26 protein-coding genes are annotated in these 25,756 nt (G+C 60.0%); 3 read left to right on the top strand and 23 right to left on the bottom strand.

What is annotated here, in order from left to right; genetic code table 11:
- Nucleotides 1-76: 76 nt before the first annotated feature.
- The 8 genes from GPK89_RS11755 to GPK89_RS11720 all read right to left on the bottom strand — a co-directional run bounded on the left by GPK89_RS11755 (nt 77) and on the right by GPK89_RS11720 (nt 6,183).
- A complete protein-coding gene (locus GPK89_RS11755; RefSeq protein ID WP_215693366.1) occupies nt 77-2,056 on the bottom strand; it encodes a DNA gyrase/topoisomerase IV subunit B in 1,980 nt (659 codons plus the stop codon).
- A 186-nt stretch (nt 2,057-2,242) separates the two neighbouring features.
- Nucleotides 2,243-3,130: a glycoside hydrolase family 25 protein gene (locus tag GPK89_RS11750; RefSeq protein ID WP_215693364.1), complete on the bottom strand. Its 888-nt coding sequence runs from the start codon at nt 3,128-3,130 to the stop codon at nt 2,243-2,245.
- Nucleotides 3,131-3,221: 91 nt separating this feature from the next.
- Nucleotides 3,222-3,380 (bottom strand): hypothetical protein, encoded by a 159-nt coding sequence (locus GPK89_RS11745; protein WP_215693362.1) that lies wholly within the window; start codon nt 3,378-3,380, stop codon nt 3,222-3,224.
- Nucleotides 3,334-3,477 carry a hypothetical protein gene (locus GPK89_RS11740; RefSeq protein ID WP_215693360.1) on the bottom strand — a complete coding sequence of 48 codons (144 nt, stop codon included), beginning with the start codon at nt 3,475-3,477 and terminating at the stop codon, nt 3,334-3,336. The genes GPK89_RS11745 and GPK89_RS11740 overlap by 47 nt, the downstream gene beginning before the upstream one ends.
- Nucleotides 3,474-4,058 (bottom strand): pentapeptide repeat-containing protein, encoded by a 585-nt coding sequence (locus GPK89_RS11735; protein WP_215693486.1) that lies wholly within the window; start codon nt 4,056-4,058, stop codon nt 3,474-3,476. The genes GPK89_RS11740 and GPK89_RS11735 overlap by 4 nt, the downstream gene beginning before the upstream one ends.
- Nucleotides 4,058-4,798, bottom strand: a complete 741-nt coding sequence (gene ymfI, locus GPK89_RS11730) for an elongation factor P 5-aminopentanone reductase (RefSeq protein ID WP_215693358.1) — start codon at nt 4,796-4,798, stop codon at nt 4,058-4,060. The genes GPK89_RS11735 and ymfI overlap by 1 nt, the downstream gene beginning before the upstream one ends.
- 2 nt (nt 4,799-4,800) lie before the next feature.
- Complete coding sequence (locus GPK89_RS11725; protein ID WP_215693356.1) at nt 4,801-5,262, bottom strand: nucleoside deaminase; 462 nt, start codon at nt 5,260-5,262, stop codon at nt 4,801-4,803.
- Nucleotides 5,263-5,271: 9 nt separating this feature from the next.
- Nucleotides 5,272-6,183, bottom strand: coding sequence for a CPBP family intramembrane glutamic endopeptidase (locus GPK89_RS11720; protein ID WP_215693354.1), 912 nt, complete (start codon nt 6,181-6,183; stop codon nt 5,272-5,274).
- 378 nt (nt 6,184-6,561) lie between these two features.
- Between GPK89_RS11720 and GPK89_RS11715 the strand changes: the two genes are divergently transcribed.
- A complete protein-coding gene (locus GPK89_RS11715; RefSeq protein WP_215693352.1) occupies nt 6,562-7,440 on the top strand; it encodes a LysR family transcriptional regulator in 879 nt (292 codons plus the stop codon).
- 27 nt (nt 7,441-7,467) lie between these two features.
- Here GPK89_RS11715 and GPK89_RS11710 read toward each other — a convergent pair whose 3' ends face one another.
- On the bottom strand, nt 7,468-8,748 hold the full coding sequence (locus GPK89_RS11710; RefSeq protein WP_215693350.1) for an NAD(P)-dependent oxidoreductase: 1,281 nt from the start codon (nt 8,746-8,748) through the stop codon (nt 7,468-7,470).
- A gap of 84 nt (nt 8,749-8,832) precedes the next feature.
- Nucleotides 8,833-9,999 (bottom strand): nucleotidyltransferase family protein, encoded by a 1,167-nt coding sequence (locus GPK89_RS11705; RefSeq protein ID WP_215693349.1) that lies wholly within the window; start codon nt 9,997-9,999, stop codon nt 8,833-8,835.
- A gap of 179 nt (nt 10,000-10,178) precedes the next feature.
- Between GPK89_RS11705 and GPK89_RS11700 the strand changes: the two genes are divergently transcribed.
- Nucleotides 10,179-11,387 carry an acetate/propionate family kinase gene (locus GPK89_RS11700; RefSeq protein WP_215693347.1) on the top strand — a complete coding sequence of 403 codons (1,209 nt, stop codon included), beginning with the start codon at nt 10,179-10,181 and terminating at the stop codon, nt 11,385-11,387.
- A gap of 171 nt (nt 11,388-11,558) precedes the next feature.
- Complete coding sequence (locus GPK89_RS11695; RefSeq protein ID WP_215693344.1) at nt 11,559-11,762, top strand: hypothetical protein; 204 nt, start codon at nt 11,559-11,561, stop codon at nt 11,760-11,762.
- 228 nt (nt 11,763-11,990) lie between these two features.
- Here GPK89_RS11695 and GPK89_RS11690 read toward each other — a convergent pair whose 3' ends face one another.
- The 13 genes from GPK89_RS11690 to GPK89_RS11630 all read right to left on the bottom strand — a co-directional run bounded on the left by GPK89_RS11690 (nt 11,991) and on the right by GPK89_RS11630 (nt 25,660).
- Entirely contained in the window at nt 11,991-14,150 is a 2,160-nt protein-coding gene (locus GPK89_RS11690; RefSeq protein ID WP_215693342.1) for a polyribonucleotide nucleotidyltransferase, read from the bottom strand.
- A gap of 287 nt (nt 14,151-14,437) precedes the next feature.
- The gene (rpsO, locus tag GPK89_RS11685; RefSeq protein ID WP_078784277.1) at nt 14,438-14,710 is read right to left on the bottom strand and encodes a 30S ribosomal protein S15; all 273 of its coding nucleotides are present in this window, start codon (nt 14,708-14,710) and stop codon (nt 14,438-14,440) included.
- Nucleotides 14,711-14,865: 155 nt separating this feature from the next.
- Entirely contained in the window at nt 14,866-15,801 is a 936-nt protein-coding gene (gene ribF / locus GPK89_RS11680; protein WP_215693340.1) for a riboflavin biosynthesis protein RibF, read from the bottom strand.
- A gap of 7 nt (nt 15,802-15,808) precedes the next feature.
- Complete coding sequence (gene truB, locus GPK89_RS11675; RefSeq protein WP_215693338.1) at nt 15,809-16,702, bottom strand: tRNA pseudouridine(55) synthase TruB; 894 nt, start codon at nt 16,700-16,702, stop codon at nt 15,809-15,811.
- Between the two features lie 60 nt (nt 16,703-16,762).
- On the bottom strand, nt 16,763-17,746 hold the full coding sequence (locus GPK89_RS11670; protein WP_215693336.1) for a DHH family phosphoesterase: 984 nt from the start codon (nt 17,744-17,746) through the stop codon (nt 16,763-16,765).
- A 30-nt stretch (nt 17,747-17,776) separates the two neighbouring features.
- The gene (gene rbfA / locus GPK89_RS11665) at nt 17,777-18,142 is read right to left on the bottom strand and encodes a 30S ribosome-binding factor RbfA (RefSeq protein ID WP_215693334.1); all 366 of its coding nucleotides are present in this window, start codon (nt 18,140-18,142) and stop codon (nt 17,777-17,779) included.
- Between the two features lie 17 nt (nt 18,143-18,159).
- Nucleotides 18,160-20,610, bottom strand: coding sequence for a translation initiation factor IF-2 (infB, locus tag GPK89_RS11660; protein WP_215693332.1), 2,451 nt, complete (start codon nt 20,608-20,610; stop codon nt 18,160-18,162).
- An 18-nt stretch (nt 20,611-20,628) separates the two neighbouring features.
- Nucleotides 20,629-20,931, bottom strand: coding sequence for a L7Ae/L30e/S12e/Gadd45 family ribosomal protein (locus GPK89_RS11655; protein ID WP_147610525.1), 303 nt, complete (start codon nt 20,929-20,931; stop codon nt 20,629-20,631).
- Nucleotides 20,924-21,232 carry an RNase P modulator RnpM gene (gene rnpM, locus GPK89_RS11650; protein WP_215693330.1) on the bottom strand — a complete coding sequence of 103 codons (309 nt, stop codon included), beginning with the start codon at nt 21,230-21,232 and terminating at the stop codon, nt 20,924-20,926. The genes GPK89_RS11655 and rnpM overlap by 8 nt, the downstream gene beginning before the upstream one ends.
- 151 nt (nt 21,233-21,383) lie before the next feature.
- Complete coding sequence (nusA, locus tag GPK89_RS11645) at nt 21,384-22,457, bottom strand: transcription termination factor NusA (protein ID WP_215693328.1); 1,074 nt, start codon at nt 22,455-22,457, stop codon at nt 21,384-21,386.
- 177 nt (nt 22,458-22,634) lie between these two features.
- Nucleotides 22,635-23,129, bottom strand: coding sequence for a ribosome maturation factor RimP (gene rimP / locus GPK89_RS11640; protein WP_215693326.1), 495 nt, complete (start codon nt 23,127-23,129; stop codon nt 22,635-22,637).
- 129 nt (nt 23,130-23,258) lie between these two features.
- Nucleotides 23,259-24,437 carry an acyltransferase family protein gene (locus tag GPK89_RS11635; RefSeq protein WP_215693325.1) on the bottom strand — a complete coding sequence of 393 codons (1,179 nt, stop codon included), beginning with the start codon at nt 24,435-24,437 and terminating at the stop codon, nt 23,259-23,261.
- Nucleotides 24,425-25,660, bottom strand: a complete 1,236-nt coding sequence (locus GPK89_RS11630; protein WP_215693323.1) for an aminopeptidase — start codon at nt 25,658-25,660, stop codon at nt 24,425-24,427. The genes GPK89_RS11635 and GPK89_RS11630 overlap by 13 nt, the downstream gene beginning before the upstream one ends.
- Nucleotides 25,661-25,756 lie beyond the last annotated feature (96 nt).

Here is a 25,756-nt window from a genome sequence, read left to right as displayed (position 1 = left end):
TGCCGGGAGCAGAGCGTTTGCGGAAAGGCTGAGGGCGGGGCATACCCCGCCCCTACATGCGTAACATCGTGGGCAATCAGCTTACATCCAAATCGTCCAAATACTCCGAACCGTGCTCGGCGATATGCTCTTTACGGCCCTGCAGGTTGTCACCCAGCAGCAGGTCAAACACCGCGGCGGTGCGCTCGGCATCGGTGGGCAATACCTTGATAAGGCGGCGGCTCTCGGGGCTCATCGTCGTCAGCCACATCATCTCGGGGTCGTTCTCGCCCAGACCTTTCGAGCGCTGGATCGTGTACTTTTCGTCCTCGATGCGACGCAGGATGTCAGCCTTTTCCGGCTCGGTGTAGGCGAAGTAGGTTTTGTTCTTCGTGTTGATCTCGTACAGCGGCGACTCGGCGATGTAGACATACCCCTTGTTGATAAGGGTCGGCGTCAGGCGGTAGAGCATCGTCAGCACTAGGGTGCGGATCTGGTAGCCGTCGACATCGGCATCGGTACAGATGACGACTTTATTAAAGCGCAGGTTGTCCAGGTTGAAGCTGGCCAGGTCTTTGTTGTGGCTGCCGCCCAGCTCAACACCGCAGCCCATGACGCGGATCAGATCGGTGATGATCTCCGACTTGAAAATACGGGCGTAGTCGGCTTTCAGGCAGTTCAGGATCTTGCCGCGGATGGGCATGATGGCCTGGAACTCCGAGTCGCGGCTCTGCTTGACCGCACCCATAGCGGAATCGCCCTCCACGATGTACAGCTCGCGGCGGCTGGCATCCTTGGTGCGGCAGTCGACGAACTTCTGCACGCGGTTGGCGAGGTCCATCTGCTGGGTCATCGTCTTTTTGATGGTGATGCGCGCCTTTTCGGCGTGTTCGCGGCTCTGCTTATTGATAAGAACCTGCTTGCAGGCCTTTTCTGCCTCGTCGGGGTGCTCAATGAAGTAGACCTCGATCTGATGCTTGAGGAACTCGGTCATGGCCTGGGCCACAAATTTGTTTGTGATGGCTTTCTTGGTCTGGTTCTCGTAGCTCGTGCGGGTGGAGAAGCTGGACGACACCAGCACAAGGCAGTCCTGCACATCGGCGAAGGTAATCGCACTTTCGTTTTTCTTATACAGGCCCTTGTTTTTCAGCCAGGCGTTGATCTGGCTGACGAAGGCCGTGCGCACAGCGCGGTCGGGGCTGCCGCCGTGCTCCAGCCAGCTGGAGTTGTGGTAGTATTCCAGACACTGCACGGTGTTGGAGAATGCGAACGCGACGTTCATCTTGACCTGATAGTCCGGCTGGTCAGCGCGGTCGCGGCCGGTGGCAGCACCGCTGCAGAAGTATACCGGCGTCAATGCCTTATCCCCTACCAATTCGTTGGCATAGTCGGTGATGCCGTGCTCGTACAGATACTCAAACTTCTCGGCGTCCGCGCCGGACTTGTCGGTGAACACCAGCGTCACACCGTCGTTGACGACGGCCTGGCGGCGCAGCATATCTTTGAAAGATTCCGCCGGGACGGCAATGTCGGTAAAGACCTCGGTGTCGGGCTTCCAGCGGATGACCGAGCCGGTGCGCTTGCCCTTGAACGGCTCTTTCTGCAAACCGCCCACATTCTCGCCTTTTTGGAAGTCGAGGTGGTAGTGGAAACCGTCGCGGTAGATATCGGCAGTCATCCACTCGCTGGCGTACTGAGTGGCACACAGGCCCAGGCCGTTCAGACCCAGGCTGAAATCATAGTTGCCGCTGCCCTCGGCGTATTTGCCGCCGGCGTACAACTCACAGAAAACGAGGTCCCAGTTCCAGCGTTCCTCGGCCTTGTTGTAGTCCACCGGGATGCCGCGGCCGAAGTCCTCGACCTCGACGACATGATCCGGAAAGAGCGTGACGTTGATGCGGTTGCCGTGGCCGTCGCGGGCTTCATCAATGGAGTTGGAGATAATTTCAAAAATGGAATGGGCGCAGCCCTCGACACCGTCGGAGCCGAAGATGACCGCCGGGCGCTTGCGCACACGGTCGGCGCCTTTCAGCTGGCGGATACTGTCATTGCCGTATTCCTGTTGTTTTTTTGCCATGCGGCGGTTCCCCCTGATTTATATTGAAACAGTGGTAGTTTTTGCACATATATTTTTATTAAACCACAGTTTGGAAGTGTTTGTCAAATCGACTTACTCTCTGCGGGCAGGTTGTAGGGGGCAGATGCGGGCATCCGCCCCTGCAAGCTCAGTGTAATACAACAATTCGTTGTTGTCAAGTTGTTCTTATGAATTGCAGTTACAATTACACGGTTCGACCCGGTTGCGGTCGCCGATGACAGCTGTCCAATACTCGGTACCCTGGAAGCGGAAGATGACCCAATCATAGCCGTTGTATTTCTGGGTGCTCTGCTTGACGACGCAGTAGCTGCCCAGCGGCAGATAGCCCACTACATCGTTGAAATTGGCCGTGTAGAAATACTCGCACCGGGCATTGAACACCACAAGCCGCTGGCCCGCCACCGTCTCCATAGAAGGGCCGGAGACCCCATAATTATTGTAGCCTCCGGCCTGTATTTCGGGTAAAAAGTCCTTGTAACTACGGTTCAGGTCGCACGCGCCGGATATCCCGTTCACACTGCCGCTGCCCGAATATTGCCACATGGCGTAGTTGCCGTTGTAGCCTAAGGTCGAGCGGTAATCCGCCACCCACAGCGGATATTGGCGCAGCGCGGCGGCGTTCAGATAATTATTGATGTAGTTCGTGTAGCTATACCATCCTGCGTACCATTTGCGCTGGTAGAGGATATCCATGGCGTACTGCACCAGGCTGGTCAACTCGGCGCGGCCCAGGCTGGTCAGGCTGAAATCCTCGACATCCACAAACACCGGGTACTCTAATTGCAGCCCCTCCATGACGTTCAAAAAGGTCGTCAGCTCGTTGGCGACGGCGGCGCGGGTGCGGGCGTAGGTGTAGTAGTAGGCCCCCACCCGCAGGCCCGCCGCCTTAGCCCCGTTGACATTCTGCAAGAAATACGGGTCAACATACAGCCCGCCGCTGTTGCTGGACCCCACGCGCACCATGGCAAACTGCTTGCCCGCCGCCGCCACCCTGCCCCAGTTGATATTGCCCTGGTAGCGCGACACATCAATGCCGTTCTGGTATACAGCCATAAAAAGCCCCCCTTTGCGGTATAGTATGCAAAGAGGGGGGTGGGGTGTGTAGTATCCTGTTTCCACTGTAAGGGCGGCAGCCAGAGGGCATTTACGCCAGACGCCGTTCCGCAAGCAAGACGATGCCGCGCTCCTGCGCTGCTTCTCTTAACACTGCAAAGCCGTTTTTGCGCCAGAAATGATTGGACTGCAGGTTTTCCTTGTCAATGCCGAGTCGTACCGCCGCCGCAATACCTGAAGTACTGGTCATTGCGCAGCATCCATGCGTACAGCATCGACACATCGGCGTCTGTCAGGCGGCGGATTGTATACAAATTGGACAGTTTTTCAATCTGTATATTCTTCATAGCAATTTGATCCTCAAATCTCCCAACAGCGACACTGCCTCCGGCAGTGAAAATTTTGCATCCTGCAGCTTGCAGCCGAAGATATCGACTTTATATCCGCCAGCCTCTTTGAAGTTTGCCTTCCGCATATCGCACTGGTAAAACTCGGTGTCCAACAGGTCGCATTTCTCGAAATCCGCGCTGACGAGATTGCACTTGGCAAACATAGAGCGTTGGATCTCGTTGCCCGCAAAGTTGAATTTTGTAAGGTTCATCTCGGTGAAGGTGTTGTATTTCAGGCGGCAGTCCTGCAATTTTTCGATCGGGTCAGCAAACGAGCCGTCTCCCTGCAGGGACAGCCAGTCGATATTGTTGAGGGTGCAGTTTTGAAATTCTGTAAACTTTGCACGGGACATCGTGGTTTTCAGTCCTGTAATTGTACAGCGGATGAACTGGCACTCGCTCAGCACGCTGTGGTCCAGCTTGCAGTTTTCAAATGTGCAGTCGATGAAAGTGCAGTCGGAGAAGTCGCAGTCGTAAAAGGTTTCCTCTGTAAAATCAAGGTGTGAAAAGCGCTCTCCCTCGCGGTATTCGGCGCGCATCAAATCACCAGTCCTCCGTTGACACCCAGCACCTGGCCGGTGATGTAGCCGCTGGCCTCATCGGCCAGAAAGACCATCGTGCGTGCAATCTCGTCCGCTGTGCCCAGGCGCTCCACCGGGGTTTCCTCGGCCAAAGCGGCGCGGTCCTCTGCGGTAAAGCCCGCCATCATGTCGGTGTCAATGACGCCCGGCGCAATGACGTTGACCGTGATGCCGCTGGGGCCTTCCTCTTTTGCCAGCGCCTTGCCCAGACCGATGAGGCCCGCCTTGGCCGCGCTGTACGCGACCTCGCAGCTGCCGCCGGTCTGGCCCCACATACTGCTGACCAGCAGGATGCGGCCATATTTCTGGTGGATCATGCCGGGCAGCACGGCACGGCAAGCGTAGAACGCGCCGTCCATGTCAACGGCCATCATCCTCCGCCAATCCTCGTCGGTGGTGTCGGTGAAAAGTTTGACCTGTGCGATGCCCGCGTTGCAGACGAGCACCTGCAGGCTGCCTAGTTCCCGCTGTGCCTGCTCCACGGCGGCTTGCACCTGAATAGAGTCGCCCGCGTCGGCCCGGATGGCAAGGAAGCACCCGCCGGGGGCGAGGGCTTCGGCCTGGCGGCGCACGGCGTCCGCGGCGTCTGGGTGGGCGTTGTAGGTAAAGGCGACGTTATAACCGGCCTTGGCGAACGCTAGCACCGCCGCCGCGCCAATGCCCCGGCTGCCGCCGGTGATGAGTACGTTTTTGTTCATGGTTATTTTTTCTTCCTTTTTTCCCGCAGCATCACAAAAAATTCCTGCAATAGGGCCTGCGCTTCTGCCTCCATCAAACCCGATTCAATGACCGGGTGGTGGTTGAAGGGCAGGGCAAACAGGTCAGTCAGGCCACCGCAGCAGCCGGCCTTGGGGTCGCGGGCGCCGTAGACGACCCGCTTCAGGCGGCTGTTTATGATGGCTCCGCTGCACATCGGGCAGGGTTCCAGCGTCACGAACAGCTCACACTGCCACAGCCGCCAGCCGCCCAGTGCCTTGCAGGCTGCGTCGATGGCCATAAGCTCGGCATGGTAGGTGGCGTTTTTGCCGCTCTCCCTCAGGTTGTGGGCGCGGGCAATGATCTCGCCGTCCTTGGCGACGACCGCCCCCACCGGCACTTCGCCGAGGGACGCAGCAATTTTTGCCTCGTCCAGCGCGGTCTGCATCAGTTCTTCATCGGACATAGTTTCCTCTCAATGTACAAAAATCACAGCATAAACCACCAGGAAAATCACAACTGCGCTGTATGCCGGGCTGGTAAAGACCGCCAGTACATCCACGCCGGGCCGCAGCCCCGCCGAAAAGCGGAACCCCTGCCCTCGCGCGTGCCAGATCATCCACAGCCCGAAAAGCGGGAAGAAAAGCAGCAGGAACAGCTCGACGCCGAAGGATGCCTCCGTCGGGGCATAATACCGAAGATACATCGTCAAAAATGCCAGTGTGTTGTTCACCAGATGCAGCAGCATCCCCGGTAAAATGCTGCCCGAGCGCTCGGCCAGCCAGCCCAGGAACACGCCGCAGACAAAAGCCGTCAACCCCTGCGCCAGATCCAGATGCAGCAGCCCGAACAGAAGTGCCGGGGCAAAGATGGCCGCCGCGCTGCCGCTAGGGCGCATCAAGCCCTGGAACGCGCCGCGGAACAGTAGTTCCTCGGCCACAGCGGGCATGACGCAGAGCGCCAGATAGTACATGAACAGCTCCGGCCCGCCGCTGGGCAGCATCTGGGCCGTTGTCTCGCTGCCGGTGATGTGGTTGATGAGCGCCCCTGCCAGGTTGGCGAGGTTCGCCACGCCAAGGAACACCGGCAGACAGAAGCCTGGGCTCCACGGTGCGGGCAGCGTAAGGCGCAGGTCGTCGGACCGCAGACGGGTCAGTTTCATCATAAAAACCAGCGTCAGACCGATGGCCCCCAGCCCAATAATCAACTGGAACAGCGCCAGGCTGACCTCGCTGAAGCCCAGGGGTTTTGCCATACTGGCCCCCGGGTGCGCCAGCCCCATAAGGGTGCTGACCAGCGCATACAGCAGGCTGCGCACCAGAAGATATACCAAGGATGCCACCGCGCAGAAACCCGCCGCGCCCCGCACCCCACGTGATTTTGCCATGTGATTTTCCACCTTTACGTTAAAGGCTTCCCCCTTGGGGGAAGCTGGCCGTGAAACGGCCTGATGAGGGGCCGGTCTGCCGCAGCCACCCATTCACGGTTTGCCGCGGGAAGGCCACCCCTCATCCGCCCCTTCGGGGCACCTTCCCCCTTGGGGAAAGGCTTTATTAGTATCATACCACAATCCGCAAAATAAAAAAAGCCCCACCGGTGTGCGGGCCGGTGGGGTGAGGTTGGAGGGAGAGGAGTCATTTTCAACCTGCATTGTGCGATGCAGGCATTGACTTTCTGACTTTATGATAGTACATTATAGGCATGAAGTAAAGCTCAACTTTTTCATACATCACATGAATTTTATTCACCATAGGAGATGCAGACCATGACTCTGACAGACTGCCAGCTGTTAAGCATTGTCGCCCAGCTGGGCACCTTTGCCGCCGCGGCGGAGCGTATGCACATCACCCCTTCCGCCGTCAGCCACGCGGTGTCCGGCGTGGAGGCCGAGTGCGGCTTTCCGCTGTTCACCCGCACCAAAAGCGGCGTCACCCTGACCGCCGCCGCCGAAAAACTGATGCCCGCCATCCAGCAAATGCTGGCCAGCAGCGAGTCGCTGGAGCAGTCCATTGCCCAGATCAACGGTATGCACAAGGGTGCGCTGCGGCTGGGGGTGTTCAACTCGGCCTGCGTAACCTGGCTGCCCAAAATCGTGCCGGGCTTCCGGGCTGCGTTCCCGGGCATCGACGTGCAAATTTACCAGGGATCCTACGATGATATTACCGGCTGGCTGAAAACCGGCGCGGTGGAATTGGGATTTCTCTCCAATTCCAGCGCCCAGGAACTGGATTTTGAGCCGCTGTACGATGACCGCCTGATTTGCATTGCACCGCCGGACTACAAGCCCCGCCGCCCCGGCGTGGTGCGGGCCGAGGAACTGCGCGGTCAGCCTTTTGTCAGCCAGCAGTCCGACGTGGACGCCGACATCCAAAGTTATTTCAAAAAGAACGATCTGCACGTGTCGAGCCAATGCTATATCGTGGACGACCAGAGCATGATCGCCATGGTGGCCTGCGGGCAGGGCTTGGCCCTGATGCCCGAGCTGATGTTTAAAGAGGGTGCCGCCAGCGCGGGCTGCCAAGTTTTGCAGCTGGAACCTGCCGCCAAGCGCAGCATTGGATTAGCATGTTTGTCGCGTGGGGCGCTGTCCCCCGCGGCGAAGGAGTTTGTGAAGCATGCAAGGGAGTTTGCGCGGATGCGATAAAGCCCCCATGGGGGAAGCCTTTTTATGTCAGTTTCCCTCGTCATACTCCGCGACAGGTACATTGGCGTACTCGTCGGGCAGATCCGGGGGCAGGGTCTGCATATACTCGTGCATGGCCTCGGCCACGGTCTTGCTGTATGCCACGGCCTCGACCACCGTACGTGCGCCCTTGACGGCGTCGCCGCTGGCGAAGATGCCGGGGATGCTGGTGCGGCCGACCTCATCCGTTTCAAACAGGCCGCGAGTGTTGGTTTTCAGATCCTTGGTGCTGTCGGTGATCGTCGTACAGGGGCCCTGGCTGATGGAGACAATAACGCTGTCCGCCGGGTAGAGCTTCTCGGTGCCGGGGATCTCGGTCAGCGTGCCGTCCTCGGCCTCGCTCAGATCGATAAAGACAACGCCCTTATCGGTGATTTCCAGCGGCTTTTTGTTAAAGATAAAGTTGACGCCTTCGAGCTTGGCATAGCTGGCCTCGTACTCGCTGGCCGTGATGTGCCGGGACAGCGAGAAGCACTCGATATGCCGCGTGCCGTGGCGGATGGCGGTGCGCGCCACGTCCATGGCCGCGTTGCCCGCGCCGATAACAATGGCCCGTTCACCCAGGTGGTAGACATCGGGGTTTTGCAGGTAGTTGATGGCGTAGTGTACGTTGCCCAGGCTCTCGCCCTTGATGTGCAGCGTGTTGGGCCGCCATACACCGGTGCCGATAAAGATGGCCTTGTAGCCGTCGCGGAACAGGTCCTCGATTTTCAGCGCCTTGCCCACGTCGGTGTTGGGGCGGACCTTGATGCCCTTCAAGCGTAGGTGGCGGTACTCGAAGTCATCCAGCACCGATTTCGGCAGACGAAACTCCGGGATGCCGTAGCGCAGCACGCCGCCAATTTTATCGTGGCTCTCAAAGATCGTAACATCGTAGCCATAGCGTGCCAGGATGACCGCAATGGTCAGGCCCGCCGGGCCGGAACCGATGATGGCGGCCTTTTTACCGTTGGAGGGCGCAGGGCCCTGGGTCATCTGGCTGGCGTAGGTGGACGAGATGTAGTTCTCAATGACCGAGAAATGCACGGGCGCACCCTTGATGCCGCGCACGCAGTGCCCCTCGCACTGGTTCTCGTGGTTGCAGACCAGCGAGCAGACGGTGGTCAGGGGGTTGTTTTCAAACAGCATACGGCCCGCTTCGTCCAGCTTGTTGGCTTTTAAAAGGCGGATGACTTCCGGAATATTGGTGTGGATGGGACACCCCTGCTGGCAGCGGGGCACCTTGCAGCCAAGGCAGTGGTTTGCTTCGTCCATTACGTGCAGCGCCATGTTTTACTCCTTCATTTCGTACCGATTTTGCGCGTTAAAAATGCAACAATCTTGTATTATGCGCATTTTTTCTCCATATGATATTTATATTACCACCGCCTTAGCAGTAAACGCAAGCCCCATAGGCTGAATTTTTTCTCTGCATAATGACGAAAAATCTGTTGCCTTGCTATGCAGTCTGCCGATTTTTTCAGCTTCGGCGCTGCTGCGCACCAGGTCGGCCAGAGCTGTGCCCGCCGGGAGCGTTGCCTGTTTTAAACACGGCAGCGCTGTTTTTCGTGCGCCCAGCACATGCAGGTAGGGCGGCATTGGCAATTCTGCCGGGAGCTGCAGCGCCGCGTCCAGCACCAGCCGCCGCAGCCGCGCGTGGGGGTAGCGCTTGGTTTTTAGTCTCGTATACAGGTCGTCCATGCTGTTTGCCTCTCGCACGGCGGCAGCCAGGCGGTTTTCCAGCCCCTCACTGACTCCACGCACCTGCGCGAAATTTTCGGGATCCTGCATCCGCAGCAGCGTTAAAATGGCCGTCTCAAATTTTGCGCCGTCCAGCAAAAGGCCCTCGGCGGCGGCTTTGCCGTAGAGTTCCGCCGCCCAGGCAGGCACAAAGGGTTCCCAATCAGGCTGGGGCAGGCTGCGCAAAAAACTGGCGCTGGCCATCGGTGTGCCCGCATGCTCCCCTGCCCCGCCGCCGTGGGCCGCGCCCAGCCGCGGCAGCGCAAAAGGCGTGAGGGGCGTGTGCTGCGCCAAAATTGCCTTGCAGTATTCGATGCCCAAAATGTTGTTGGGGGTGCGCAGCAAAGTCCCTGTGCCGGGGCGCAGGGTGTCGGCGGCCTCGGCCCGGGCGGCGGCGTAGGTCATGCCGGTTGCAAGATTTTTGCGTATCACATCGTCAATTTCTTCACATTGCAGCAGCCTGGCCGCGTCCAGCAGCGCCCCCGCGTCGGGCGTCTCGGCCCCAAAAGCCAGTGTGTCACACCCGAGGGCGGCCAGCAGATACACTCCCGCGGCGGCGAACTGCTCCGCCGTGGCGCAGGCGTAGGGCGCAGGCAGGGCAATGACGATATCCGCCCCGGCAGCCAGCGCTGCCTGCACCCGCACCCGCTCGGGCAGAATCGGCACGCCGCCGCGCTGCACCGCGCCGCTGCTCATGCAAACAGCAATGCACTGGGCACCTGCCGCCCGCACCGCCGCAATCTGGGCCGCGTGGCCGTTGTGGAAGGGGTCATATTCGGCGATAATGCCTGTAAAATCCATAACGATTTTCTCCTGATTCTTTGGCGATAGATTGTTAAAAAAGTACTTTGCCGTTACTGTGCAAAAATTGTGCTATCTTGCAGAACTTGCCCTTGAAAATTCTTTTTCACCATTATATAATAAAATCACGGATAAGGAAAGGGCAAATCTGCCCTGCCAAGTTTTAAGGAGGATATTCCATGAAAGTTCTGGTTATCAACTGCGGTTCTTCCAGCCTGAAGTACCAGCTGATCGACATGGAGGGCGAGAAGGTCCTGTGCAAAGGTCTGTGCGAGCGCATCGGCATGGAGAGCAGCATGATCACCCATGAGGCCAACGGCCACAAGGCCACCACGCCCGCCATCTTCCCCACCCACACCGAGGCTTTCACCGAGGTCGTCAAGAAGATGACCACCGGCGAGGGCAAGGTCATTGAGAGCGTTTCCGAGATCGACGCCATCGGCCACCGCGTGGTCCACGGCGGCGAGAAGTTCAAGGAGAGCTGCCTGATCACCCCCGAGGTCGTCAAGGCTATCCATGACCTGTCTCCCCTGGCCCCCCTGCACAACCCCGCCGCCATCCTGGGCATCGAGGCCTCCTACAAGGTCTTTGGCGAGGACAAGCCGAACGTGGCTGTTTTCGACACCGCGTTCCACTCCACCATGCCCCCGAAGGCCTACATGTACGCCATCCCCTACGAGTACTATGAGAAGTACGGTGTCCGCCGCTACGGTTTCCACGGCACCAGCCACAAGTACGTCAGCCACCGCGCTGCCGAGTTTCTGGAGGAGCCTATTGAGCGCCTGAAGCTCATCACCTGCCATCTGGGCAACGGTTCTTCCATCGCCGCTGTCGACCAGGGTAAAGTTATCGACACCTCGATGGGCATGACCCCGCTGGCCGGTCTGATGATGGGCACCCGCTGCGGCGACCTGGATCCCTCTGTGGTCAACTACCTGAAGTATAATCTCGAAATCACCGGCCACGAGCTGGACGAGATCCTGAACAAGAAGTCCGGTCTGCTGGGTGTTTCCGGCGTGTCCAGCGACAAGCGTGACGTGGAAGAGGCTGCCGCAAACGGCAACAAGCGCGCACAGCTGGCCAGCGACATGCTGAACTACCAGATTAAAAAGACCATCGGCAGCTACATTGCCGCTATGGGCGGTGTGGATGCCATCGTCTTTACCGGCGGCATCGGCGAGCATGACGCCGACTCCCGCGCCAAGATCTGCCACCACATGGATTGGCTGGGCATCCGCATCGACACCGACAAGAACCGCGATGCACACAAGCAGAAGGAAGATGTCGTTGAGGTCACTGCCTGGGGCGCCCGCGTCCGCACGCTGATCATCGAGACCAACGAGGAGCTGATGATTGCCCGCGACACGAAGGAAGTCATTGAGAAGTAAGTCTTACTTTTCTTGAAAGAAAAGTAAGCAAAAGAACTTTCAATATTTTTCACCGGGAGCGAGTTATAGCGAGGGGCTGCGGCATAGGGTTTGACCTTGTGCGGCAGCCTCTTTTGTGGTATAATCGGCGGTAAGAAAACAATCAATCAGCATTTTGAGGGGATTATGCGTATGAAGAATGCTAGACGCTCAGAACGGCCCGGATTGGATCCCGTAGTTGCGTTAACCCTGATTTTCGCTGTGCTAAAAGCAATGGGACTAATTTCATGGTCTTGGTTTTGGATACTCGCTCCGCTCTGGATTACATTCTTTCTTTTTGTCGCCATTTTCTCCGCCATTTTGGTCGGTGGACGAATTACTAAAGGAAAATGGTAACTCCTCATTTGTAGGGGGCGGCGTCCCCGACGCCCCGCGGGAGGGATGAATTCCTCCCCTACAATGTAATCCATGAAAGGGTGCTGACATGAGGCTGCGGGCCGGGCATGCCCGGCCCCTACGGCACAATAGAAATTCAAAAAGGGAGGCTGCCCACCTGGGCAGCCTCCCTTTTACGGCTTATTTGTTTGGAGTTCTTTTGGTTACTTTTCTTGCAAGAAAAGTAACTTACTGCTGAGCGGCCTCGGCACGCTTCTTGGCGATGGCTGCCAGGGCGTCCTTGCGGGACAGGTTGATGCGGCCCTGCTGGTCGATGTCGGTCACCATGACGAAGATAGGGTCGCCGACGGCAACGACATCCTCAACATGCTCAACGCGATGATCGTCCAGCTTGGAGATGTGAACCAGACCCTCCTTGCCGGGGGCGATCTCGACGAAGGCACCGAAGTTCATCAGGCGGGTCACGCGGCCCTTGTAGATAGCACCGATCTCGGGATCCTCGACAATGGTCTTGATGGTCGCAATAGCGCGCTTGGCATCGTCCTGATCGACGGCAGAGATAAAGACATGGCCGTCCTCCTCAATGTCGATCTTGCAGTTGAAGTTGGCGCACATTTCCTGGATGACCTTGCCGCCCTTGCCGATGACATCCTTGATCTTGTCAACCGGAATCATCATGCTGAACATTTTGGGCGCATACTTGGACAGCTCGGCGCGCGGCTCGGCAATGACCGGCTTGATGATCTGGTCAAGGATGTACAGGCGGCCCTTGCGGCACTTCTCCAGCGCTTCCTCAACGATCTCATAGGTCAGGCCGTCCACCTTGATGTCCATCTGGATGGCGGTGATGCCGCGGCGGGTGCCGCCGACCTTAAAGTCCATATCGCCGTGGAAGTCCTCGACGCCCTGAATGTCGAGCATCGTCATCCAGCGGCCGCCGTGCAGCGGGTCACCATCGGTGATAAGGCCGCAGGAGATACCGGCAACGGGTGCCTTGATGGGCACACCGGCGTCCATCAGGGCCAGCGTAGAGCCGCAGATGGAAGCCTGGGAGGTGGAGCCATTGGAGGACAGAACCTCGGAGACGCAGCGGATGGTGTAGGGGAACTCGGCCTGATCGGGCAGTACGGGGATCAGGGCACGCTCGGCCAGGTTGCCATGGCCGATCTCGCGGCGACCGGGGCTACGGGGTGCGCGAGCCTCGCCGACGGAGTACGGCGGGAAGTTGTAGTGGTGGATATAGCGCTTGTAAGGCGTGTCGGACAGGTCATCCATCAGCTGGGCATCCTTGGTGGAGCCGAGGGTGCAGATGGTCAGCACCTGCGTCTGGCCGCGGGTGAACATGCCGGAGCCGTGGACGCGGGGCAGCAGGCCAACCTCGGCGGCCAGCGGGCGGATCTCATTGATGCCGCGGCCGTCCACGCGCTTGCCGTCCTCGAGCAGCCAGGTACGAACGACCTTCTTCTGCAGCTTGTAGCTGATGAGGTCGAGGTCGGCGGCGGTCAGGTCGGGGTGCTCGGCGGCAATAGCATCCATGATGGGCAGCAGGGCGGCGTCGCGGACATTCTTGTCGTCGGTGTCCATGGCAGCCTTGACTTCGTCCAGATGCTTGGCATAGACATCGGCCAGCAGGGCATGATCCAACTCCACAGGTGTAAAGCTCTTCTTCGGCTTGCCGATCTCGGCGACGATACCGTTGATGAAGGCGAGCATCTTCTTGATTTCCTCATGACCGGCGCGGATGGCCTTCATCATGGTCTCCTCGTCGACCTCGTTGGCACCGGCCTCAATCATGACGATCTTTTCCTCGCTGGCGGCCAGGGTCAAGGACAGGTCACTGTGCTCGCGCTGCTCCTTGGTGGGGTTCAGGACGATTTCACCGTCCACCAGGCCGACGAAAACGCCGGCGATGGGGCCGCCCCACGGAATATCAGACATGGCGATGGCCAGGGACGCGCCATTCATGCCGGAGATTTCGGCAGAGCAGTCGGGATCCAGGCTCATGACGGTCATCGTCACGCAGACATCGTTGCGCATATCCTTCGGGAACAGCGGGCGGATGGGGCGGTCAACGACGCGGGAGGACAGGATGGCGTGCTCGCCGGGGCGGCCCTCACGGCGCATGAAGCTGCCGGGGATGCGGCCGGCGGCGTAGAGTTTTTCCTCAAACTCGACGCTCAGGGGGAAGAAGTCAACACCGTCGCGCGGCTTGTCGCTCATCGTAACGTTGCACAGCACGCAGGTCGCGCCGTAGCGGATCATCGCGCTGCCGTTGGACAGACCGCACATTTTGCCGGTCTCGACCACAAAGGGGCGGCCCGCAAAGGTCGTCTCGAACTTGCGGTACTTGGGGAAGGTTTCCAGTCTGGATGCGAATTCGTAAGCCATAGGGATTCTCCTTCTTTGGTAGATTTTTACTTTCAGCGCTCCCCTGCCCCGATTCTGTACAATAAAGCCAGCAGCCAAGCCAGTTGCTTGGGTGCTCGATTTACTGCACAAAATGGCGGCGGGGCGGCTGTAAAATACAGGTGCAGTGGATTTTCAGGTGTGCATTGCCGGGAACAGGCACAGGCGGATATGGAATCTGCCCCTACAACCGTCCGCGAAATGGGCGGCTGCGCACTTATAAAAAAAGCAGGCAGAGTGCAAATGCACCCTGCCCGTTTTTGCGAAAATTACTTACGCAGACCCAGCTCAGCGATCAGGGCACGGTAACGGTTGATGTCCTTCTTCTGCAGATAGGCCAGCAGATTGCGGCGGCGGCCGACCATCTTGAACAGGCCGCGGCGGCTGTGGTTGTCATGCTTGTTGGTCTTCAGATGCTCGGTCAGGTGGTTGATACGAGCGGTCAGCAGAGCAACCTGAACCTCCGGAGAACCGGTGTCACCCTCATGGATGGCTGCCTTAGCGATGATGGGCTGCTTGTCGATAGCGGATTTCTGGCTCATTGGTAAATACCTCTTTCTGAAAAATATATCGGCCGTTGGCGCAGTAAGGGGTAGTTGGAACCGTTGAGGCATACGCCCCATACCGGGCCGCGGTAACACTAGTAGTATAGCACAACCTTTTGGGGAATACAAGTGCAAATCTGCTTTTTCCGCAATTATTTTGTCGCATTTACCCCGACAAAATATGCTTTACTCTCGTCGGCGGCGTGGTGGATGAGGGCCGCCAGCTCGATGAGGGAATTGAACTTGCGCACAGGACAGAAATATTTGTAAAATTCCAGTACCGGCTGCTGGCCGTAGACATTGCCGGTGAAGTCCGGCACAAAGGTCTCGCAGGTCACGGCGGCGTCGGCGCTCTGGTCCACAGTGGGGCGCTTGCCGATGCCGGTTGCGGCCGGCCACCACGTACCATTGAGGAAAATGCGGGTCAGGTAGACGCCCGCGCAGGGCTGCAATGCGGCAGCGGGATAGTTCTGGTTCAGCGTCGGCGTGCCCAGCTTGCCGCTGCCGATGCCCTTGCCGTGGACGACCGGCCAATCAATGGCGTAAGGCGTGCCGAGCATGGCGTTGGCGTCGGCCAGGCGGCCTTCCTCCAGCGCCGCGCGGATGCGGGTGGAGGACACAGTCTGGCCCTGATACTGGGCCATCGGCACGATATGGACGCCGATGCCCAAGGGTTTGCACAGTTCCCGCAGCCGTTCGACATTGCCCGCCGCGCGCGCCCCGAAGGTGAAGTTATCGCCGCAGAACAGCTCCTTGGCGTTGAAGCACTCCACCAGCACCGTCTGGACAAAATCCTCGGGCGAGAGGGCGCGGAACTCGTCAAAGGGGGCTTCCTGGTATTCCTCGATGCCCAGGGCCGCCACGCGGGCGTGCTTCTGGCGCAGAGACAGGATGCGCCCGCCTTTCAGCGTGCTGCCCGCAGGCAGTTCAAACGTGAAAGCTGCGGCGGTCAGGCCGTTGGCTTTGGCGCAGTCAACCGCCGCACCCAGCACGGCGCGGTGGCCGCAGTGGACACCGTCAAAGTAGCCCAGCGCCACCGCGCTGCCCTGGGGTGCGCGGATGGGCGTCAGGCTCTGGTATATCTGCATTGGGCGGTCATCCCCTTTCGCAAAATAGTTTTTCGACTTTCAGCACACCGCCCTCGACGGTGGCAAGACCCAGGAACGCACCGTTTTCGTCGTAGGTGCGATAACGGCCATCGGCGGCTTTATAGTGGCTCGTAGGGCAGCCGTTGAACAGGTGGGCCTTAACGCTCTCATTGACATACAGGACGGGCAGCGGGGCGAACACCGTTTCAATCGGCAGCACCCAGCCGTTGGTCTCGAGTTTCCCACTCTCGGCGGTGGCCAAGATTTCCGGCAGCGTGTGGCACTGTTCCAGGCTGAACACGCCCGCCTGAGTGCGGCGCAGCGCGGCCAGCGTGGCGGGCACGCCGAGGGCCGCGCCGATCTCCTCGGCCAGGACGCGGATGTAGGTGCCCTTGGAGCAGGCCACGCGGATGGTGTATTCATCGGGCGCGGGGCTGCCGAGATATTCAATATTATAAATCGTGATGGGGCGGGGCGTGCGCTCCACAGTCTGGCCCTTGCGGGCGGCCTTATACAGCGGCTGACCATTGATTTTTACCGCACTGTACATCGGCGGCAGCTGCATCCTGTCGCCCATGAATCGGGGCAGCACAGTGCGCAGTTCACGCTCCCCCACCGTGACCGGCGCGGTTTCCAGCGTGGTGCCCGTTACGTCGCCTGTATCGGTGCGCAGGCCCAGGCGGATGGTTGCCTCATAGGTCTTATCGTGGTCAAGCTGGCGGTCGGCGGCAGAAGTTGCCTTGCCGATAAACACCGCGAGCACACCGGTGGCCATAGGGTCCAGTGTGCCCGAATGTCCCAGCTTGCGTGTGCCCAGCGCGCCGCGCAGCTTGGCCAGCACATCAAAGCTGGTCCAGCCTGCAGGCTTATCGATAGGCAGAATGCCGTTTGGCGTTTGCATAGCAGGGTTCCTTTTCTGTTGTTAGGGTTTAAAAGGCTTTCCCCTAGGGGGGAAAAGGCTTTATTGCGCTTCTTTCTCCGCGTCGGCGCGGTCCAGTTCCTTTTTGACTTCCTCGAGAATGGCATGTTTGGCGTTGTCCGGGTTGCCGCTGATCTCACAGCCTGCGGCGCGGGGGTGGCCGCCGCCGCCCAGCCGCCGTGCAATGTTGCAAGCGTTGGTGTCGTGGCCGGTGCGCACGCTGATTTTAAAACTGCCGTCCTTCTGCTGGCGCAGGGTCAGGCCGACCTCGACGCCCTCAATGGAGCGGGGCAGGCTGGTCAAGTCTTCCAGCTCGGCCCCGGCCACGCCTGCGGCCTGGATCTGGTCCCAGGTCAGGCAGATGAGCGCACAGCGGTCGTCGTAGTAAAATTCCAGGCTTTCCATTGCCATCCGCTCGGCAATGACCCGCGCGTGGGAGCGGCTCTCGAACAGGCGCTCGTTGAGCTTTTCCACATCGGCACCGGCCTCGATGAGCGCCGCCGCGCGGTGGGTCTCCGCCGTCGTGTTGCTGAACCGGAAGCAGCCGGTGTCGGTCGCCACGCCGGTATACAGGCAGGCGGCGATCTCCGGCGTGATCTTCGCGCCCATCTCGGGGATGAGCGTCGTCAGCAGCTCGGCGGCGGCCGCCGCGTGGTCGTCCACCAGCGTCTCATAGGCATAGCCGCTGTTGGAGCCGTGGTGGTCGATGCACAGATTGACGTGCTCAGCGTAATCCCGGATGTTGTTGCGCTCGCCAAACAACTGGATACCGGCCACATCCACCGCCACGACGAACGCAGGGCTAAAGCTGCCGTCAAACACCGTGATAGGCATATAGTCGTACATGGCTGGGATGGGGTCGCTGCACAGCACCGCGGCGTTTTTGCCCAGCTGCTGCAGGGCAAGGCAGAGCGCCGTGCCCGAGCCGATGGTATCGCCATCCGGGTTTTTATGACACAAGATCAAGATGTCATCTGCAGCAAGCAGACGCGAAACAACGGTTTCGCGATCCACATTCTGAGTCATAGGTTCCTCTTTTCTAACCGGGTGCAGGGTTTACTCTGCGTCAGAGTCGGACTCGATGTCCAGCTCACCCAGCAGCTTGTTGATGTGCGCGGCATAGGCTGCGCCTTCATCTTTCACAAATACAAAGCGCGGTGCCTTGCGGATGTGCATACGGCGGCTGACCTCGGTGCGGACATGGCCGGAGGCCTTGTTCAGCGCCTTGACTACCGGCTCGGGGCCGCCCTCGCGGCCCATAACGCTGATGTAGACCTTGGCCTGGTCGAGGTCAGGGGTCACATCCAGTCGGGTCACGGTCAGCAAACCACCGTTCACACGGGGGTCCTTCATCTCGCCGATAATCGCAATCAGCTCACGCTTCATATCCTGGGCCATACGGCCGTGATTTTTGGTTGGCATTTAGTTTACCTCTGCAATTAGTCGCGGTACTCTTCCATCTTGAAGCACTCGAACACGTCGCCTTCCTTGATATCCTGGAACTTGGCAAGCGTGATGCCGCACTCGTAGCCCTCGGCCACTTCCTTGGCGTCGTCCTTAAAGCGCTTCAGGCTGGCGATGGAATCCTCGCAGATGACGATGCCGTCACGCACCAGGCGCAGTTGGGCATCGCGGGTGATCTTGCCGTCGGTAACGCGGCAGCCTGCAACGGTGCCGACGCTGGAGATCTTGTAGACCTGGCGGACCTGTGCTTCGCCCAGGGCGACTTCGCGGACCTTCGGGGCCAGCATACCCTTCATAGCGTCGGAAACATCGTTGATGGCGTCGTAGATGACGCGGTACATACGCATTTCCACGCCAGTCTGCTCGGCTTCCGCCTTGGCAACGGCGTCGGGGCGGACGTTGAAGCCGATGATGATGGCGTTGGAGGCATCGGCCAGAGAGACGTCGGACTTGGAGATAGCACCGACACCCGCATGGATAACGCGGACGCGGACCTCATCATTGGAGATCTTCTCAAGGCTCTGCTTGACGGCCTCGGCGGAGCCCTGGACGTCGGCCTTGACGATGATGGGCAGTTCCTTCATATCGTTGGCAGCCATCTGGTCAAACAGGTTATCCAGCGTGACCTTGGTGTAGGCGGCAAACTGCTTCTCCTTGGCCTCGGCGGTACGCTTGTCAGCCAGCTCACGGGCCAGGCGCTCGTCCTCAACGGCCTCGAACAGCTCACCGGCCTCGGGCACTTCGGTCAGGCCGGTGATCTCCACGGGGGTGGAGGGGCCGGCCTCGGTGATCTCCTGGCCCTTATCGTTGCGCATGGTACGCACACGGCCAACGGCGGTACCGGCGATCAGGCAGTCGCCCTTATGCAGGGTACCGTTCTGGACCAGCAGGGTCGCGATGGGACCCTGGCCCTTGTCCAGGCGGGCCTCGACGACTGCGCCCTTGCCGCGGCGGCTCGGATTGGCTTTCAGCTCCATGACCTCAGCCTCAAGGGCGATGCGCTCCAGCAGGTCGCTGATGCCCATGCCGGTGACGGCAGAGACGGGGATGCAGGCGACATCGCCGCCCCAATCCTCGGGGACGATCTCGTACTTGGTCAGCTGCTCCTTGACGCGTTCCGGGTTGGCGGTGGGCTTATCCATCTTGTTGATGGCGACGATCAGCTTGACGTTGGCTGCCTTGGCGTGGTTGATGGACTCGATGGTCTGGGGCATGATGCCGTCATCGGCCGCGACGACCAGAACCGCGATATCGGTCATGTTCGCGCCGCGGGCACGCATCGAGGTGAAGGCCTCGTGGCCCGGGGTGTCCAGGAAGGTGATGACGCTGTCATTGCTCTTGACCTGGTAGGCGCCGATGGCCTGGGTGATACCGCCGGCCTCACCCTTGGTGACATTGGTCTTGCGGATGGCGTCCAGGATGGAGGTTTTACCGTGGTCAACGTGGCCCATGACGACGACGACCGGCGGACGCTCGACGAGGTCTGCGGCGTTGTCCTCTTCCTGCACGAAGAGGCGCTCCTCGATGGAGACATGGACCTCGTGCTCGACCTTGGCGTGGAATTCCTCGGCGATCAGGGCGGCGGTGTCGAAATCGACGACGTCAGAGATGGCGTGCATCTCGCCCATCTGCATGAACTTGGCAACGACCTTGGCAGCGTTCTGCTTCAGGCGGGTAGCCAGCTCGCCGACAGTGATCTCGTCGGGGATGGAGATTTTCAGCTGCGCGTTGCGGGCCTTTTCCAGCTGAATGCGCTGCAGGCGCTCAGCCTCGGTCTCGCGGCGGCGGCCAAACTGCTGGCCGCGGCGGTTGTTGCGGTTATTGAACTTCTCTTTTTTGCCGGTGGGCTGGTTCTTGCGCTTGCTGGGCATATTGCGGCTGTCGGCCAGGTCGTCATAGCGGGCGTTGAACTTGTCAACGTTCACATCGACGGTGCGGGTGTCCACGGACACCTGGGCACGGTTGACCTGGACCTGCTCGGTCTTGACAGGCTCCTTGATGCCGGTATCGGCGGCCAGCTCCTGCAGGGTAACGCGCTTTTCATTGCGCTTCTCGGCCTGCTTTTCGGGCTTGCGATCCTTCTTCTGCTCAGGCTTCTGCTCGGGCTTGGCTTCGGCCTTGGGCTGCTCTGCCTTGGCGGGCTGGGCAGCGGGCTTCTTCTCCTCTGCCTTCTTGGCCTCAGGCTTCTTCGGTTCCGCCTTCGGGGCGGGCTTGGCTTCCTCCTTGCCGCTGGCAAGGTAGGCATCCAGGCTCGTCTCAGCGTTCTCGCGGGTCAGGGTCTCCAACAGGACGTTGAGTTCTTTTTCCTCAAACGTGCCGCCTGTCTTGTAGGCGGTGCCGGTCACACCGGAAACGGTTTCGATGACCTTTTTAGCGGGTACGCCGAACTCCTTGGCAACATCAGCGATTTTGTATTTAAAATCCATATATCGTGGTCCTCCTCATCAAAGGTATTTTGCGCACAGCTGTGCAAGGTGTTCGTCGGTAACGCCGAACACGGCGGCAGGTTTGGGGGTAAGCATGGCCAGGTCAGCGCTGGTCAGGGGCATCTGCTCGCAGGCGACGATGCCGTCGCAGGCGTCCTTTATATGGCTGACCGTGCGCTCGCTGGCGTCGGAGGTAAGCAGCACCAGGGCCACTTTGCCGCGCAGTGCATTTTCCTGTACGCGGTCATACCCATGCAGCAGCTTACCGGCCTTGCGGCACAGCCCCAGCGCACCCAGCAGCGGGTGCTGATCGTTATTCATCGCTCGCCGCCTCCTTTGCGCTTTGTTCCGCACATTGTATTTCCTCAGTCAGGCGGTCGTAGATGCCGTCCGGGATGGGAACCTCAAACGTGCGTTCCAGCCGCTTGGCCTTGCGCGCTTTGGCAAGGCAGGCGGCCGAGGGGCACAGATACGCGCCGCGCCCCGGTGCTTTGCCGCGCAGATCAATGCTGATCTCGCCTTCCGGGCTGCGCACCACGCGCACCAATTCGCGTTTGGGGCGCTGGGCATTACAGCCCACACACCGGCGCACCGGTATCTTTTTTTGCTTTTGCTGCTGCAACTGGCAGACCTCATTTCTAAATAATAGATAAAAGATAAGAAATATGGTGTTCCGCGGCGCTGCGCACCGCTCAAAATTTTGTTTTTGCCCTGCGGGCAAAAACTCCACATTTTTTATTATTTATTATGTTTTATCTCTTATCTCTTTTTATTTATTCTTCGTCCTCGCCGTAGTAGCCGGACTCGGGGCGGATATCAATATTGTAGCCGGTCAGATGGGCGCACAGACGCACATTCTGGCCCTTGTTGCCGATAGCAAGGCTCAGCTGGTGATCGGGCACGGTCACGCGGCAGCTCTTGGTCTCGCCGGGCAGCAGCTCGACCTTGACGACCTTGGCCGGGGACAGTGCAGCGGAGATGAACTCGGTGATATCCTCGCTCCAACGGATGACGTCGATCTTCTCGCCGTTCAGTTCCTGAACGATTTTCTCCACGCGGGCACCGCGGGCGCCGATGCAGGCGCCGACCGGGTCAACGTCGGGGTTCTTGCTCCAGACGGCCAGCTTGGTGCGGGCACCGGCCTCGCGGGCGATGGCCTTGACTTCGACGGTGCCATCGTAGATCTCGGGGACTTCCAGTTCAAACATACGCTTGACCAGGCCGGGATGGGTGCGGCTGATGGTCACGCGGGGGCCGCGGTCGGTCGCCAGCACATCCACGACGTAGACCTGCACAGTCTGGCCCTCGGTGAAGGTCTCGCCGGGGACCTGCTCGTTGCGGGGCAGAACGGCGCTGCCGCCCTTGCCCAGATCGAGGACGATGTTGCCGCGCTCGGGGTCGATGGAAACGACGGTGGCGGCGATCAGCTCATGGGCACGGGACTGCATCTCGCTGCACTGCAGGTTGCGCTCGCCCTCGCGCAGGCCCTGACGGATGACGTGCTTTGCGGTCTGGGCAGCGATACGGCCGAATTCCTTGGTTTTCAGCGGGGTGACCATGCGCTGGCCGACCTTGTAACTCTTGCGGATCTTCTGGGCATCTTCCAGGCTGACCTGAGTGTGGGGGTTCTCGACCTCCTCCACGATGTCACGCAGCAGGCTGGCGCGGAAAGCGCCCAGCTCAGGGTCGATATCAACGACGACGTTGTCGTCCTCGACCTCGTAGTCCTTCTTGACCGCGATGACGATGGCTGCCTTGATCTTTTCGATCAGGTAGTCCGCGGGCAGGCCGCGTTCCTTTTCCAGCGCAGCAAGAGCCTCAAAGAATTCGTTGTTAGCAGTAGCCATTTTATGGTTTCCTCCCAATTATATTTCAAGTACACGCAATACAGTATTTAAAATGCTCTGCCTTCCCTCTTGGGGGAAGGTGGCCCCGCAGGGCCGGATGAGGGGCGACTTCGGCAAAGCTGCCCCTCATCAGTCAGCGGTCAAGCCGCTGACAGCTTTCCCCGAGGGGGGAGCCATTCAGAACAAATCTTCATCATCGCAGAGCTTGACATAGCCCGCGCTCTTGACCGGGAAGGTCCAGCTTTCCTCACCATCGGTCAGGGTCACGTTGCCGTCGGCGTCCAGCCCCTGCAGAATGCCCGCGTAATCGCGGCGGCCCTGCTCATCGGGGCGGATCAGGTGCGCGGCGCACTTCTGGCCCTTGAGCTGCTCGTAATGCTCGGGACGGGTCAGGCGGCGGCCCAGGCCGGGGCTGCCGACCTCGAGATAATAGCTCTGTTCAATGGGGTCTGCCTCGTCCAGCAGCGGGTCGATGGCGCGGGAGACAGCCTCGCAGGTGTCGGTGTCCAGCGGCTCGTCGCGGTCGATCAGCACGCGCAGAAACCAGTCCGGGCCTTCCTTTTCAAAGCGGACGTCCCACAGACGCAGGTTCATGCCTTCCACGACCGGGCGGACGAGGGCTTCCACGACCTTGACCGCACTGCCCTGCTGCGGTTTACCGGGTTTTGCCATAATTAAAATGCTCCAATCATAAAAAGAAAGCGGACCTTGCGGCCCACTTTCAGTAAAATCATCATCGAACACTATGAATATACCATACTCCCGCGCGAAATGCAAGCCCCCGCCGGGCGGAATTGCCTGTTATCGGGCTTTTTGAGCGCACATTTTTTGCGGAGTTTTGGAAAACCGCCGCGCCGCGGGCTTTTCAATGCCGTAGTAGGCCGCTATGCTGACCGCTAGCGCGGCCGCCCAGTAGAGCAGGTCGGCCCGGTGCATCCAGGCGGCATCCCCTAACTGGTTGGGCGGTGTGTCCCCCACCCAGGCGGGCAGATGCAGATCATACTTTAAGAAGACCGTCAGCATCTGGTGCCACAGGTAAAAGCTGTACGTCAGCGCAGCCAGCCAACGCAGGGCGCGGCGCAGCACCTCGGGCAGGGTCAGGCCCAGGCCAAAGCACACCAGCACCGCCGCAGCCGCAAGAACCAGCGGCATCCGGTTTATCAGCTGGAACTGCTGGTACTCTGCCGTCGCAGCTTGGGCGCGCATTTCGGCATCCAGCCAGATGAGCGCCGCCAACCCCAGCGCCGTACAGCCCGCGCGGGGCAGTACGTGCTGTGCCCAGCCGCCATGGGCGAATTTAGCAAACGCCCATGCCGCCGCCAGTCCCACGGCCAGCACCCCGCTGAACGCCGGGAGCTGGTTGAACCGGGCAGAATAGTCTCCGCTGCCGTACTGCGGCAGCAGCCAGCACGTGTACCCCAGCTGCACCAGTCCCAGCGCAGCCAGCGTGGGCAGCGGCCATTTTGCGCAGAGCGGGGCCAGCAGCGGGAACACGAGATAAAACAGTGCAAACACCGTCAGCGTCCAGGTCACGCCGTTGAGCTGGCAGGCCAGGTAGGCCGGGCGGTAGAGCTGCTGGGTCAGCGCCAGGTGGGCAACCAGATCCAGCGCCAGCGCCTTGCTCCACCCACGCCGCGCCACGGCCAGCACCAGACTGAACAGCAGGCTGACGTAGTAGGCGGGCAGCAGCCGCAGGGCGCGGCGGCGGTAGAATTCCGCCGGGCGGATGCGCGGCCAAGGCTGGTTCCGCACAGCCGCGTTGGCCCAGGGCAGGAACAGGCAGAACGCCGACAGCATGACCAGCAGGTCCACGCCGACGCTGCCCGCCCGCAGCCAGTGTGCCGGGGCTGCGCCGCCGTACCAGCTCTGCTGCCAGATGTGGAACGCGCCGACGGCCCAGGTCGCCAGCACCCGCACAAAGTCCGCAGCCGCCGGGCGGTCTGCGTCGATGGGCGCAGGGGCGCGGTTTAGAACGCCCATTCGCCGTTTTCAAAGATCGTGACTTCTTCCCCGCTCTTGGTGATACCGATGACGCGGGTGTCGGGTGCGCCGATCATGACGTCCTCATGGATGGCGGAGTTGTTCAGGCCCTTCTTCATCAGTTCGTCGCGGGTCATGGCGGAGCCGCCTTTGATGTTCGTGGGATAACCCGCGCCAAAGGCAATGTGGCAGGCGGCGTTCTCGTCAAACAGCGTATTGAAGAACAGCACACCGCTCCGGTTAATGGGGCTGGAGGCGGGCACAAGGGCAACCTCGCCGATGCGGTTGGAGTTCTCATCGGTGGAGAGCAGCTCGGTCAGCAGGTCGGCGTTTTTCTCCGCGCCGTGCTCGACAACGACACCATCCTTGAAGGTGACGTGCCAGCCTTCGATGAGCTGGCCGTTGTAGGCGTAGGGCTTGGTGCCGTAGACGATGCCGTTGGTGCGCTCACGGTGGGGCGCGCAGAAAACTTCCTCGGTGGGAACGTTGGCGATAAACTCAATGCCGCCCTCGGTCTTGCTGGATGCACCCTCCCAGGTGGCGTCGTCGGCCAGGCCGACGGTCAGGTCGGTGCCGTTGGCGCTGGTCATGTGGATGCGGTCGAGATCCAGCTCGTTCATGTGGTCGCGGCGGGCCTTCGTCTTGGCGACGTGCTCTTGCCATGCGGCGACCGGGTCGCCGGTGGAGACGCGGCAGACGTCAAAAATCAGTGCCCACAGTTTTTCAACAGCCTCGTCGATAGGCAGTTCGGGGAATACCTTGGCGGCCCAGCCCGGGGCGGGCACAGCGGCCACGCACCACTGCACGCGGTCGTTCATCGTGTACTCCTGCCAGGGCTTGAGGAAGTTGCGGCGGGCCAGGTTGACGCGGTTCAGCTTGCCCGCGTCGAGACCGGTCAGCGCCTCGGGGTCCTCGGCGTGGATGGCCAGCGTGCAGCAACCGTCCGGGTCCTCGGCATAGTCGAGGTAGCTGCGCAGCTCATAGGGCTTCATGGCGGCCAAATCTTTTTCGTCGGCCATTTCCATGTTCAGTCGGGTGAGCTTGTCGTCCTCCCAGCGGACAACAACGGTTTTTGCGCCCGCCTCATATCCCGCGCGGACGCAGGCATGGGCAAAGTCGGGCATCGTGACCGGGCAGCGAACGATAAAGTTCTGGCGCGGGCGCACATTGACGCCTACCTTGACGATAAAATCGGCGTAGAGTTGGAGGAAGTGTTGGTTCATGGGGTGATCTCCTTTATATAATGTTTGTTTGCTGATATTGTAGCATAAAGTGGGTGGTACTGGCAAGTTGGCGGCGGCACAGCGTTGTAAGGGCCG

Origin of the sequence: Gemmiger formicilis, from assembly GCF_018784445.1 — a bacterium.
Taxonomy (GTDB): Bacteria; Bacillota; Clostridia; order Oscillospirales; family Ruminococcaceae; genus Gemmiger.
The sequence above is the reverse complement of the archived record's forward strand: the minus strand, read 5'-3'. Positions and strand labels throughout refer to the sequence as shown.